This is a genomic window from Paracoccus sp. IB05 (assembly GCF_016405985.1).
Lineage (GTDB): Bacteria > Pseudomonadota > Alphaproteobacteria > Rhodobacterales > Rhodobacteraceae > Pseudogemmobacter.
On the sequence record NZ_JAEFCF010000071.1, the window covers coordinates 1 to 12,567 of the forward strand.

12 protein-coding genes are annotated in these 12,567 nt (G+C 64.1%); 7 read left to right on the forward strand and 5 right to left on the reverse strand.

Features of this window, described 5'->3' with window-relative positions; all coding sequences use genetic code 11:
• The 5 genes from JC607_RS24650 to JC607_RS24670 form a co-directional block, all read left to right on the forward strand.
• A partial coding sequence (locus JC607_RS24650) for an LLM class flavin-dependent oxidoreductase (protein WP_198839359.1) occupies positions 1–642 on the forward strand: 642 nt, incomplete at its 5' end.
• Between the two features lie 94 nt (positions 643–736).
• Positions 737–1,966, forward strand: coding sequence for an acyl-CoA dehydrogenase family protein (locus tag JC607_RS24655; RefSeq protein ID WP_198839360.1), 1,230 nt, complete (start codon positions 737–739; stop codon positions 1,964–1,966).
• 847 nt (positions 1,967–2,813) lie between these two features.
• Positions 2,814–4,085: a beta-ketoacyl-ACP synthase II gene (gene fabF / locus JC607_RS24660; protein WP_198839361.1), complete on the forward strand. Its 1,272-nt coding sequence runs from the start codon at positions 2,814–2,816 to the stop codon at positions 4,083–4,085.
• 49 nt (positions 4,086–4,134) lie between these two features.
• Positions 4,135–5,487: an MATE family efflux transporter gene (locus JC607_RS24665; RefSeq protein WP_198839362.1), complete on the forward strand. Its 1,353-nt coding sequence runs from the start codon at positions 4,135–4,137 to the stop codon at positions 5,485–5,487.
• A 107-nt stretch (positions 5,488–5,594) separates the two neighbouring features.
• On the forward strand, positions 5,595–6,173 hold the full coding sequence (locus tag JC607_RS24670; RefSeq protein ID WP_198839363.1) for a TetR/AcrR family transcriptional regulator: 579 nt from the start codon (positions 5,595–5,597) through the stop codon (positions 6,171–6,173).
• Positions 6,174–6,490: 317 nt separating this feature from the next.
• Here the strand turns inward: JC607_RS24670 and JC607_RS24675 are convergent, their stop codons facing one another.
• The 5 genes from JC607_RS24675 to JC607_RS25690 are packed head-to-tail and all read right to left on the reverse strand — an operon-like array spanning position 6,491 to position 10,158.
• On the reverse strand, positions 6,491–7,675 hold the full coding sequence (locus tag JC607_RS24675; RefSeq protein ID WP_198839364.1) for an MFS transporter: 1,185 nt from the start codon (positions 7,673–7,675) through the stop codon (positions 6,491–6,493).
• On the reverse strand, positions 7,672–8,385 hold the full coding sequence (gene arsH / locus JC607_RS24680; RefSeq protein ID WP_198839365.1) for an arsenical resistance protein ArsH: 714 nt from the start codon (positions 8,383–8,385) through the stop codon (positions 7,672–7,674). The genes JC607_RS24675 and arsH overlap by 4 nt, the downstream gene beginning before the upstream one ends.
• On the reverse strand, positions 8,382–9,455 hold the full coding sequence (gene arsB, locus JC607_RS24685) for an ACR3 family arsenite efflux transporter (RefSeq protein ID WP_198839366.1): 1,074 nt from the start codon (positions 9,453–9,455) through the stop codon (positions 8,382–8,384). Before arsB ends, arsH begins: the two co-directional genes overlap by 4 nt.
• 3 nt (positions 9,456–9,458) lie before the next feature.
• A complete protein-coding gene (arsC, locus tag JC607_RS24690) occupies positions 9,459–9,884 on the reverse strand; it encodes an arsenate reductase (glutaredoxin) (RefSeq protein WP_198839367.1) in 426 nt (141 codons plus the stop codon).
• Positions 9,885–9,891: 7 nt separating this feature from the next.
• Positions 9,892–10,158: a hypothetical protein gene (locus JC607_RS25690; protein WP_233093147.1), complete on the reverse strand. Its 267-nt coding sequence runs from the start codon at positions 10,156–10,158 to the stop codon at positions 9,892–9,894.
• 200 nt (positions 10,159–10,358) lie between these two features.
• On the opposite strand from JC607_RS25690, the gene JC607_RS24700 reads away from it, so the two are divergent.
• Together JC607_RS24700 and JC607_RS24705 are read left to right on the forward strand one after the other, a co-directional pair.
• Positions 10,359–10,700 carry a helix-turn-helix transcriptional regulator gene (locus JC607_RS24700; protein WP_198839368.1) on the forward strand — a complete coding sequence of 114 codons (342 nt, stop codon included), beginning with the start codon at positions 10,359–10,361 and terminating at the stop codon, positions 10,698–10,700.
• A 1,540-nt stretch (positions 10,701–12,240) separates the two neighbouring features.
• Positions 12,241–12,492 (forward strand): hypothetical protein, encoded by a 252-nt coding sequence (locus tag JC607_RS24705; protein WP_198839369.1) that lies wholly within the window; start codon positions 12,241–12,243, stop codon positions 12,490–12,492.
• Positions 12,493–12,567: the final 75 nt, after the last annotated feature.

The window sequence follows — 12,567 nt, forward strand, 5'->3', positions numbered from 1 at the left end:
CGCGGCATCTGGTCTGAGGAAAGCTTTACCTTCCGGGGCGATTTCTACCGCTTCAGCGATTATAGCCTGAAGCCCAAACCCCTTGATCCGCAACCGGAAATCTTCCAGGGCGGCTCGTCACGCGCGGCGCGCGACATGGCGGCCCGGGTCTCGGACTGGTATTTCACCAATGGCAATACGCCGGAAGGGCTCAGCGCCCAGGTCGAAGACATCCGCGCGAAAGCGGCGGCCAACGGGCATAAGGTGAAGATCGGCATCAACGCTTTCGCCATCGTGCGCGAGACCGAAGCCGAGGCCCAGGCGGTGCTGCGCGAGATCATCGCGAAGGCCAATCCCGAAGCCGTCCGGGGCTTTGCCGGACAGGTGGTGAACGCCGGCCGCGCCAGCCCCGAGGGCGAGGGCAACTGGGCGAAATCCTCACTCGAGGATCTCGTGCAATATAATGACGGCTTCCGCCCGAACCTGATCGGAACACCCGACCAGGTCGCCGAACGCATCACCGGCCTGAACGAGGCCGGCGCCGACCTCGTGCTGCTGGGCTTCCTGCATTTCCAGGAAGAGGTTGAGTATTTCGGAAAACACGTCCTCCCCCGCGTCCGCGACATCGAAGCCCGCAAAAAACAAACCCTCGCCGCCGAATAACGCGGCGCCTGCCGATAAGCCCATCGACCAGCCATGATGCCCCCGGCGCCACTGCGCCGGGCAGGGTGGGCTGTTGCAACCGGAGTTCCCGAAAATGACGATACAAGAAACCAGCTTTCAGCCCGCGACGCGCCCCGATCTGGCCGCGCTCAAAGCCCGGTTCGCGCCGCTGTTCGAACGCATCCGTGAGGGCGCCAACCGGCGCGAGCGCGAGCGGCAATTGCCGTTTGAGGAGATCAAATGGCTGAAAGAAGCCGGTTTCACCGCGCTGCGGGTGCCGGTTGAATTCGGCGGTTCGGGCGCGAGCCTTGAGCAGTTCTTCGATCTGCTGATCGATCTTGCGGCGGCAGATACCAATATCGTCCAGGCGCTGCGCGGCCATTTTGCGCTGGTCGAGGACCGGCTGGTGGCGCCGCGGGCCGAGGGGGAAGTTTGGCTCCGCCGCTTTGGCAAGGGCGAGATCGCCGGCAATGCCTGGTCGGAAATTGGCAAGGTGAAGCTGGGCGAAACCATCACCAAAGTCACACCCGAGGGGGAGGGCTTTCGCGTCGATGGCGAGAAATATTATTCGACCGGTACGATTTTTGCAGACTGGATAGACACTTATGCGGTGCGTTCAGACAATGGGGCGCCGGTGGTGGCGATCCTGCGCGCCGATCAGCCAGGGATCGACCGGCTTGATGACTGGACCGGCTTTGGCCAGAAGCTGACCGGGACCGGCACCACCACCTTCAAAGGAGCAGCGCTGGAGGCCGAGGGGCTGGTGCCGTTCGAGACCCGCTTCCGCTATCAGACCGCTTATTATCAGCTGGTGCTGGATGCGGTGCTGTCGGGCGCGGCACTGGCGGCGGTGCAGGATGTCGCGGGTAAGGTCGCCGCCCGCAAACGCGCCTTCTCGCATGGCTCGGGCTCGGTGGTCCGCCAGGACCCGCAGGTGCTGCAGGTCGTGGGCCGCGCGCGCGCCTTTGCCTTTGCCGCCCGCGCCGCCACCATCGAGGCCGCCCGCGCAGCCGATCGTGCCTTTGAAACCTCGCAGGCGGGTGACAAGGCCGCCGATGACGCCGCCAATATCGCGGCGGAGCTGGCCTCGGCAGAGGCTCAGGTTGCGGCGGCGGACCTCGCGCTACGCGCAACCAGTGACCTCTTCAACGCGCTGAGCGCTTCGGCGGCGGATACGGCGCTCGGGCTGGACCGCTACTGGCGCAATGCGCGGACGGCTGCGAACCACAACCCGTTGATCTACAAAGAGCGTATTCTCGGCGATAACGCGGTCAATGGCACCGAGCCGGTCTATATCTGGCAAATCGGCGCGGTCGAGAGCTGAGGCCTGTCGCTGCCGCCTGACGGATGCGGTACTCTGCGGTGGGCCTGAGCCAATTAAGGACCACCCCGTTGGGCATTCGCTTTTCCTGAGCCGGAGGTTGTGCCGGGGGAGAGGCAGATCCCGACATTTTGAAAGCCGTGGAAATCAGAACCAGACCTGTTTCGGCGCGGCCCGTGACCGACCGGGCCGGCCATTGAAGGAAGCCTCATCCCAGGATCGCATATTGCCCATCCGGAACGTCTGACTGCGGTGCTCATCGACAGGCTGAAGTGCGGCCTGGCACCTGGTGCATGGCAGCAACGCCTCCTCATATGAAATGCTTCAGGCGACAGAGTTTTTGATGCCGGTGCAATCCGCGAGCCTGGCTGACATCACCTCAATGCCGGTCCGGCCCGGGATTTGTCGCGCCCTTGCCAGACCCGGGAAAACGCCAACTTGTCATGGCGTTCTTTGCGGGTGCGTGGGGTGCTTCAACAGGCCGGCGCGGTCGTTGCTGTCACTCGGGGTCAGCGGGGTTTTCGACCAATAGGATCCGGACTGGCAGCAGCAGCTGCGTGTCGGCGGTGGGACGACCAATTCCGACGCCGGACCGGGGCGTTTGACTGGCCCGGTCCACCACTTTTCGCAGGGTGCTCGTTGGCAGTCGGGACACGGCGGGACGCTGCTGTTCCTGAACTGGCTCCCGCACAGACCCGCCTGCCAGAACTCAGCCGTTGCGGTTCGAACTGCCACAACAGTCAGACGGCTTTGGCCTGGTGCCATCACGATTTCTGGCTCATGAATCCCGGCATCTTGCCGATCCATATTAGATTTCGTATGAAATCTAATATGGATCGGAGAACATACCATGCGCAGAATCGTGATTACCGGTATGGGCGCCGTCAGCCCGCTCGGCACCGGCACAGCGCTGAACTGGCAACGCCTTCTCGCGGGCGGCTCGGGTCTGCGCCCTCTGCCGGATGCGGTCAGCGCCGATCTGGGGTGCAGGATCGCGGCACCGGTTCCCGGCACTGCCGAGGATCCGGAAGGTGGTTTCGACCCCGACAGGACGGTCGCGCCGAAGGACCAGCGGCGGATGGATCGTTTCATCCTTTTCGCCATGGCGGCAGCCGATGAGGCCGTGGCGCAGGCGGGGTGGATCCCTGCAACCAATGAGCAACGTCACCGCACAGCTACGATCATCGCGACCGGGATCGGCGGGTTCCACGCCATCGTGGGCGCAGTGGCGACAGTGGCGGATCGGGGTCCGCGTCGCCTGTCGCCCTTCACGGTGCCGTCGTTCCTGGCAAACCTTGCCGCAGGTCAGGTGTCTATCCGGCATGGATTCAAAGGGCCGCTTGGCGCGCCGGTCACCGCCTGCGCGGCGGGGGTCCAGGCCATCGGCGATGCTGCCCGCATGATCCGCGCGGGCGAGATCGACGTCGCGCTGTGTGGCGGCGCCGAGGCCTGTATCGACCGCACGGCGCTTGGCGGGTTCGGCGCCGCCCGCGCGCTGTCGACCGGCTGGAATGAGACACCCGGGCTGACATCGCGCCCGTTTGACAGGGGGCGCGACGGGTTCGTGATGGGCGAAGGCGCGGGCATCCTGGTGATCGAGGCGCTGGACCACGCTCTCGCGCGCGGTGCGCAACCGATTGCCGAGATCGTCGGTTACGGTACCACATCAGACGCCTGGCACATCACCGCAGGCCCCGAAGATGGCGACGGCGCGCGCCGCGCGATGGAGATTGCGCTGGCCCAGGCCGGGATTGCGCCGGGTGCGGTCGGCCATCTGAACGCACATGCCACCTCGACCCCGGTCGGTGATCTGGGCGAGCTGGCGGCGATCCGCACCCTGTTCGCCGGTCTGCCAGGCCCGGCGATCAGCGCGACAAAATCGGCGACCGGCCATCTTTTGGGGGCGGCAGGCGGGCTGGACGCGATTTTCACCGCACTCGCACTGCGCGACCAGATCGCGCCGCCGACGCGCAACCTGACCGATCCGGATCCGGCGGCTGCCGACCTGCAGCTTGTCGGCCCGGACGCCCGCACCATCCAGACCGACTATGCCCTGTCGAACGGCTTTGGCGTTGGGGGTGTCAACGCCAGCCTTGCTCTGCGCCGCTGGACAGACCAGTGACCCAAAGGATCAACCGGATGTTCTCCGCCTCCAGCCCATTGATGCCTGCATGACCGCTGCCACTGCCACGAGTGAACGCGACCCGCGCACGCAGCGTCTGCTTGAGGCGCCGATCCTGCCGGTGCTGGTGCGGATGGCCTTGCCCAATGTGCTGATCATGCTCGCGCAGGCCTCGACCGGGCTGATCGAGACCTTCTGGGTCTCGAAGCTCGGCACCGATGCGCTGGCGGGTATGGCGCTGGTCTTTCCGGTGGTCATGCTGATGACGATGATTTCAGCCGGGGCGGTGGGCGGCGCGGTCTCCTCCGCGATCGCCCGTGCCCTTGGGTCCGGACGCAGGGCCGACGCCGATGCGCTGGTGCTGCATGCGGTGGTGGTCAATCTGGTGATTGGCCTTGCGTTCTCGGTGCTGTTCCTGATCTGGGGCCGCCCGATCTACACCGCGCTTGGCGGGCGCGGCGGCGAGCTGGAAGCCGCGATCATCTATTCCAACGTGGTGTTTGCCGGGAATGTTTTCACCTGGCTGATGAATGGCCTGGGCAGTGTGATCCGTGGTGCGGGCAACATGCTGGTGCCGGCGCTCGTTTCGGTGCTCGGGGTGGTGTTCCTGATCCCGGTCTCGCCGCTGCTGATCTTCGGCTTCGGCCCGGTCCCGGCGATGGGCATCGCGGGCGGCGGGCTGGCGCTGGTGCTCTACTATGCCGTTGGGGCGGCCATTCTGGGCCTTTACATCGCGTCTGGCCGCAACCCCGCGCGCTTTCGCTGGCTGCCGCTGCAAGCACGGCATTTTGCCGGCATACTGAAGATTGGCGCGCTGTCTTCGGTTCAGTCGGTGATCAGCAATGTGGTGATCGCCGGCAGCACGGCGATCATCGCGCTGCGGCTCGGGGTCGGGGCGGTGGCGGGCTTTGGCACCGGCATCCGGCTGGAATATCTGCTGATCCCGCTGGTCTTTGGCATCGGTGCCCCGATGGTGGCGCTGGTCGGCACCAATGCCGCCGCAGGCCTGGAGGCCCGCGCGCGCCAGATCGCGCTGATCGGCGCGGTGCTGGCCTTTGCCGTAACCGAAGCGGTGGGCCTGATCGCGGCCGCCTTTCCGGTGGCCTGGCTGACGCTCTTCAGCGCCGAGGCTGAGATGATTGAAACCGGCCGCGCCTATCTGCGTATCGTGGGGCCGTTCTACGGTTTCTTCGGCCTCGGGCTGGTGCTCTACTTCGCGGCGCAGGGCCAGCAACGGCTGACAATGCCGCTGGTGGCGGGGATTGTCCGGCTGGTGATCGCGCTTGGCGGTGGCTGGCTGGCGCTGGAATGGACCGGCGACATCCGTGCCCTCTATCTGGCATTGGGGCTCGGGCTTTTCGCTTATGGGGGGATCATGCTCGGGGCCGTCTTGCGGCGATAGACCTGCCTTGCTGCCCCCGGATGGGGCGGGGTGGATGCTGCTTTGATTGCGTTCAGCCTCTATATGCGGTAAGAATTTCGCAGCGAATTCAAGGATCGGAGCGCCTCATGAGAGTGACCCGCGCGCAGGCGGAAGAAAACCATCAGGCCGTGATCAATGTGGCCAGCAAGCTGTTTCGTGAACATGGTTTCGATGGCATCGGGCTCAAGGATCTGATGAAGGGCGCGGGCCTGACACAGGGCGGTTTCTACAAACAGTTCGCCTCGAAAGAGGATCTGATCGGGCAGGCCTCCGCGCGCGCAATGGAAATGGCGACACGGCGCTGGTCGGAGGCGGTCGCCAGCAATCCCGATGCGCCGCTTGAGGCTGTCACCGCCTTTTATCTTTCGCCCGAACATCTGAACAGGAAGGGGGAAGGCTGCCCCATTGTCGCTTTGGGGGCCGATGCTGCCCGTCAGGGCGCGGAGGTCAGAGCGCAGTTCGAGGTCGGAATGCGGGAGCATCTTCGGATGCTGACAGAGATGACCGGATCTGCCGGCGAAAACCGGCCCTCGGACAAGGCGATGGCCGTGCTGTCGCTGATGGTGGGCGCGCTGACGCTCTCGCGGGCGGTGAATGACAATGCCCTTGCGCAGGGACTGCTGGAGGCTGCGGCAAGACAGGTTCGTGAAATCGCGGCAGGGTAGGGAGGTCTGGCAGGCGTTCCAGACCCAACAGTTTCTCACCCTTCGGATCGTCGACCTGTCCAGCCTGCTGATCCATTGGCGCAGTCTGGCAATCAGGTCGCGCGCTTCTGCATTGCCTTTCCGATAAAGACCCAGGGCAAAGCCTGCCTGCCGCGAGGTTAAAAACTGTCAGGAGAGCGCCCGGTCTCTTCCGCCGAGAGGGTCTCGATCCGTCTCCGGCGGACGGGAGTATTGCCGGAATCTGGCGCAACCCTCCTCTGGCTCTGACGCATTTTGCGCTGTTCGGATAACAGTCACTGATGTCGGCTCGCTGTTCATCACCCTGGCCGGACAACGGCGACGGCGATGGCCAGCACCAATGCTGATCCCGCGAGAACCATGAGCAGAAAAAGCACTGTGTTCGCCCCCATGATCTGTATTGCGAAAGCCCCGGCCACAGGGGCTGCTGCCTGGGCGATCAGGGCTGGCCGTGCCATGCGCCCCATCAGGACGGGATATCGCTCGGGTCCGAACAGCGCCATTGGCAGCGCACCACGGGCGATCGAGAACAGGCCGTTGCCGCCGCCATAAAGCATGAGCGCGAGGCCCGAAAAGCCGAAGCCGGAAGCCAGCAGAGCCACACCCGCAGCAAAGAGGAGAGCCGCCATCAGCAGGGTCCATCTGGGGTGATGTCTGCCACCGCTCGCGATCTCCACCAGGCGCGAGGCGACCTGTGCCGGACCGATCAGCGCGCCCATCGCAACCGCCGCAGCGGTTGACACGCCGCGGGCCTCCAGCAGGGTCAGGAGATGGACAGACACCACAGCCGCAATGATCGCGGCCAGGGTGAAGATACTCGTCAGGATCCGGAAACTGCGGCGCTCAGGCCGCGAAAGCGCTATCTGCGCCGCCGCGTTACCCTTGCCCATCGGTGGCCCTTTCATCTCCTGCGGGATCATGCGCCAGATCAGTGGCAGGCAGAGCGTCAGATGCAGCAGCCCGTAGCCGGCGGCGGTGCCGCGCCAGCCGAACTGCCCGACCGCCCAGGCCGAGATCGGCCAGCAGACCGTGCTGGCAAACCCGCCCCAAAGGGTCAGCGCGGTGATCGCAGATCGGGCGTCGCGACCATAAAGACGGCCCAGCGTTGCGAAGGCCGGATCATAGAGCCCGGCGGACATGCCGAGGCCGATGATGACCCAGCCGAGGCAGAACACCGGCAGGTTCGGAGCCGCCGCCAGCACAAGAAGACCTGCCGACAGCAGGATCATTCCGCCGGCAAGCACCGGCCGACCGCCATGGCGCGCAATGGCCGTGCCAACGCGGGGCGAAGTCAGTCCCGCGACGAGCAGCCCAAGGGACAGGGCGCCGATCACCCAGGGCAGCGGCCAGCCGGTATCGGCCACAATTGGGCCGGCCAGCGGGGCCATCAGATAGTAGCTGCTGCCCCAGGCAAAGATCTGCACGATGCCGAGCGCCGTGATCACCGGCCAACGCCGGGGCAGGGCCGGTGCGGCAAGGGTCATCGCACAGCCTCGTCCAGTCGAAGCCGGGCTTCCAGCGCTTCGGCGGCCTCTTTGCGTTCACTGTAGCGATCGGTCAGCCGGGCGGAGATGTCGCGCGTCAGAAGGGTGAACTTCACCAGTTCCTCCATCACATCGACCACGCGGTCATAGTAGGGTGATTGCCGCATCCGGCCGGCCTCGTCGAACTCGTCATAGGCCTTCGCGACCGAGGACTGGTTCGGGATGGTCAGCATCCGCATCCAGCGGCCAAGAATACGCATCTGGTTCAGGGCATTGAAGCTTTGCGACCCGCCCGAGACCTGCATGACCGCCAGTGTCCGCCCTTGTGTCGGTCGGATCGCGCCCATGGAGAGCGGGATCCAGTCGATCTGGCTCTTCATCACTCCGGTCATAGCCCCGTGACGTTCGGGGCTGATCCAGACCTGGCCTTCAGACCAGAGGCAGAGGTCGCGCAGCTCCTGCACCTTCGGATGATCGGCGCCGGTCTCGTCCGGCAGCGGCAGGCCTTTGGGGTCGAAAATGCGCGTCTCGCAGCCGAAATATTGCAGCAGCCTCTCGGCCTCCTGCGTCAGGAACCGGCTGTAGGACCGCGCGCGGAGAGAGCCGTAGAGCAGCAGGATCCGTGGCGGATGCGCGGATCGCGAGGGGGCGCACAAATCGCCTGCCAGAGGAATGCGCACGGCATCGGTGAGGTTCGGGAGATCGGTCACGTCTGCATCTCTTCTTTCGTTGGGGCATCCGGGAACCAGCGTCGGCCGAGCCGCAGCGCGACGGATACCAGCAGGATCAGCACCGGCACCTCCACCAGCGGGCCGATGACGGCAGCAAAGGCCACCGGCGAGGCCAGCCCGAAGGCCGCGATGGCGACCGCGATGGCCAGTTCAAAATTGTTGCCGGCGGCGGTGAAGGCGATGGCCGTCGTGCGGGGGTAGTCGGCCGCGATCAGCCGCCCCATCCAGAAGCTGATGGTGAACTGGATCAGGAAATAGAGGGTCAGCGGCACCGCGATGCGCAACGCGTCGCCCGGGAGGGTCAGAACCTCGCCCCCCTTCAGGCTGAACATGGCGACGATGGTGAAGAGCAGTGCCGCCAGGGTCAGCGGGCTTATCTTTGGCAGGAACTGCTCTGCATACCAGGCCTGCCCACGCCGGGCGATCAGCAGGCGACGAGTCAGGTAACCGGCAGCAAAGGGGAGGCCGAGATAGATCAGCACCGCCTCGGCTATGGTCCGGATGCTGATGTCGATCACGCTGCCCTCCAGCCCGAAGAGCGGCGGCAGAAGGGTCAGGAAGACCCAGGCGTAGACCGGGAAGAACAGGATCTGAAAGATCGAGTTGAAGGCAACCAGACCCGCCACATACTGGCTGTCGCCGCGCGCAAGCTGGTTCCAGACCAGAACCATGGCGATACAACGCGCTAGGCCGATCAGGATCAGGCCGGTCATGTAATCGGGATGGTCGCGCAGGAAGATCACGGCAAGGGTGAACATCAGAACCGGGCCGATCAGCCAGTTCTGCACCAGCGACAGGATCAGCACGCGGCGATCGGCGAAGACCTGCGGCAAGTCCTCGTAGCGGACCCTGGCCAGTGGCGGATACATCATCACGATCAGGCCGATGGCGATCGGGATGTTGGTGGTGCCGATGGACAGGCTTTCCATCAGCTTGGGCAGCCCCGGGATCACGGAGCCCATCAGGATGCCAAGCGCCATGGCGGCGAAAATCCAGACCGTCAGATAGCGGTCAAGGAATGACAGGCGGCGCGAGCGGGAAGATGCCATCGCTCAGGCGGACCTGATGCGGTTGCCCGCCGCGTCGATGACCTGCTCGCCGTCCTCCTTGGTGAACGCGCCTTGCTGCGGCGGCAGCAAATCCAGCACATCCTCGGACGGGCGACAGAGGCGAACGCCCTTCGGCGACACCACCACCGGTCGGTTCATCAGCACCGGATGTGCCGCAATGGCATCAAGCAGCTGGTCGTCGGTCAGGCTCGGATCGTCAAGGCCAAGCTCCGCAAAAGGCGTGCCCTTCTCGCGCAGCAGGGCGCGGAGCGGAATATCCATTCTGGCCACCAGGTCCTGCAGCATGGCCCGGCTCGGGGGCGACTTCAGATATTCGATCACATGCGGCTCGACACCCGCGTTGCGGATCATGGCCAGGGTGTTGCGCGAGGTCCCGCAGGCGGGGTTGTGGTAGATGATGATGTCCATGATATCCTCAGATGCTGTCGCGCGCGCGGTCCGTTGCGCCCTCGGCGCGGCCGATCTCACGCAGGTGGCGGGTCAGGCGCATTGCATCCGGCGATGCAACAGGCAGGGCACAGAAAAGCTCAAGGCGGAGCCGCAGGTAACGATGCGCCTCGATGAAGGCCATCTCGCGCGCGCGCTCTGAGCAGGCGGTGGCTGCCGGATCTGCAATGCCCCAATGGGCGTCGCCGGTGATCCCGGCCAGATCGGACAGATTTCTCCCGCCGCATCGTCGCAAACGGTGATCCCGACGCCGGGCCGAACGTCCTGGCCGTAACAGGTAAAGACCAATGGCCGATCCTCAAGGTGGCGGAGCGCCCGGAGAAGCGCGCCGATGGTAATATCTTCGGGGTCGGCTATGCCGGTCGGCGCGCCGATATTGCTTTGGATCGTCATTCGCGATACCTATTGATTCGACATTTATAGGATCATCAAATAATGGATGAACGTCAAGCGCTCTTGTCCTTCGGAGCCCTGTCTCAGGAAACCCGCCTGCGCATCCTGCGGATGCTGGTCGTGGCGGGGCCGGAGGGTCTGGCCGCGGGCCTGATTGCCGAGCAGGCCGGGGTCACCGCATCGAATGTCAGCTTTCATGTGAAGGAGCTGGAGCGTGCGGGCCTCGTATCCTCCCGTCGGGAAAGCCGGTCGATCCTCTACACCGCCGAGTTCGATGCGCTGAACGGCCTCTTGCGGTTCCTCATGGAGGATTGCTGCGGGGGCCGCATATGCCTTCCTGATGCGGTGGCCGATGGATGTGCCAACGCGCAGAAGACCAGCTGAACTGATCCTGGCATTCTTCCTTGTTGCGCTGGTCTATACGTGGCGGTGGGTCAGGCGGGCGCCACAAGCCAGATCGCGCTGATGGCCATTCCTGGATTGTCACCGCTGGAGATGAAGATTACCGGGTTGGCGCTGCACCTTGTGGTCGCGGCGCATTGGAACTTTCATGCTCCAAAGGGCCGCACAGCTCTCCTGGCGAAACCGCTCTCCTTTTGCAGTGCCCGGCTTTCCGTTCCCCGTGCCTGGCGGGTCCGTGAATCTGGGTTCCGGGGCATATTTTCCGCTCGATGGCGCTATTCAGGCACTGTCGGGCCTGCTGATGGCGCGGAGCACGAGGCTTACCCAAAGTAAAGCGGCCGTTCGCGTGCCCGACCCACCGCCGTTCATACCTGCCCTGATCACCGGTGCGGTGATCGGTTCTATCTCCGGAACAACCGGCACCGGCGGCGTCCTGGCCCCATCATCCTGGTGATGAACCGGGCGGATGCCCGATAGACCACAGCCACGACGGCCGTTTATAACCTGGTCAACTCGGCAGCGGCGTTGATCGGGGCCTGGGCGTTCTGCCCTCAGATTCCGGCTTCTGCTCAGATCTCGATGAGCGGGGGCCAGCCCGCTTGAGACGGGGTTCAGCTCGGAGGCCCTGAACGAGGCAAGCAACCTTTACGCAAAAGCTCTCCGTCCGCGAAAGCAAAGCCGTCGCGAGGTGGAGGCGGAAACTCGGGATTTCGGGCGGCCAGATCGGCGAGTGGTCAACAGGACGTTACGGCCTTTGATGCGTAAGATCATGACATTGTTGGGCAAGGTGTTCGGAGTTGCACTCTCTATGCCCCAAACTGGCAGAAAAGGGCGGATAAGGGCAGAAATGCTGTGTAAACTCACAACAGCTCCATTGGCGAGCCCGGGCCAGCGTTGATGATGAGAGTACATAATTAGGCTTATACGATAAGCCATCATCTGTAGGGTGGGTTCTATTGTAAATTCACTCAGATAACGCCCATTGAAACGGCGGCCAAAAAGACGCCACTTTCTGGGTTTTGGCGACCACTTTGTGGACGTATAACTTCCACTTTCCGAGCCACGCCAGCGTATACCAACAATATCAGTATCTTACGCTGATCGCTCTCCACGCGATTTCCAGCGGCTTCCGGCCCCTCATGGCCGACCACCTTGGCAGGCCCTCGGCTTGACTCAATCGAGAACATTCAGGCAACATTGGATGCGCTAAGACCGGCCACCGCGACCCGATCGTCCCGCCGGACCCCATGACATCCATCCGAGACCAACCGGAAAGCGTCCGATTTTCGCATCGGCCCACTCATGCCGCGAGGTTCTCAAAGCCATGCCCAGGATACCCGGCCGCAACTCGACGGACTGGCGCTCTGCGCAATCAGGCAACCCGCTCTCTTGAGGACTTCGAGGCGAACGCGTTCACGGCCCTGTAAGACGCAGGCAGACTGACCCAACTTTTGAGCGATTTCGCAGCGCGGGCAAAGGCACTCGCTCCCTCAAGCGCCACAGATCGCAAGGAGAAATAATCATGGAGCGGCCGAATATGGCGGCACGACTGGCAAGGCTCGAGGCACTGATGGAGAAGGCCAAGCTTGATCTCACGACCGAAGACCTGTTGGAGGCTACACTCCTGGATCGCTGGCGGCTCCTGGAAAACCCCTTCGGATTTACGGTGCTCGACGGGGATTTCGCGGCGCACCCGGTGCTGCGAGGGGATCTGCGGGGGCTGTCGATCTATACCTCCCCGCTGCTCCGGCCGGAGTTGGGCCTGTGGGGATAGGCGCGCGCGGTCATGCTCTGCCTGGACCTGTCCCGGTTCTGTTCCGGTCTTCTGAGAGCGATGCTCTCTTCAAAG

Bases quoted from the DNA above. Each gene is read 5' to 3' on its own strand.
- JC607_RS24705 (WP_198839369.1), top strand. From the start codon at position 12,241: ATGGAGCGGCCGAATATGGCGGCACGACTGGCAAGGCTCGAGGCACTG.
- JC607_RS24670 (WP_198839363.1), top strand. From the start codon at position 5,595: ATGAGAGTGACCCGCGCGCAGGCGGAAGAAAACCATCAGGCCGTGATC.
- arsB (WP_198839366.1), bottom strand. From the start codon at position 9,455: ATGGCATCTTCCCGCTCGCGCCGCCTGTCATTCCTTGACCGCTATCTG.
- fabF (WP_198839361.1), top strand. From the start codon at position 2,814: ATGCGCAGAATCGTGATTACCGGTATGGGCGCCGTCAGCCCGCTCGGC.
- JC607_RS24700 (WP_198839368.1), top strand. From the start codon at position 10,359: ATGGATGAACGTCAAGCGCTCTTGTCCTTCGGAGCCCTGTCTCAGGAA.
- JC607_RS24665 (WP_198839362.1), top strand. From the start codon at position 4,135: ATGACCGCTGCCACTGCCACGAGTGAACGCGACCCGCGCACGCAGCGT.
- arsC (WP_198839367.1), bottom strand. From the start codon at position 9,884: ATGGACATCATCATCTACCACAACCCCGCCTGCGGGACCTCGCGCAAC.
- JC607_RS24655 (WP_198839360.1), top strand. From the start codon at position 737: ATGACGATACAAGAAACCAGCTTTCAGCCCGCGACGCGCCCCGATCTG.
- JC607_RS24675 (WP_198839364.1), bottom strand. From the start codon at position 7,675: ATGACCCTTGCCGCACCGGCCCTGCCCCGGCGTTGGCCGGTGATCACG.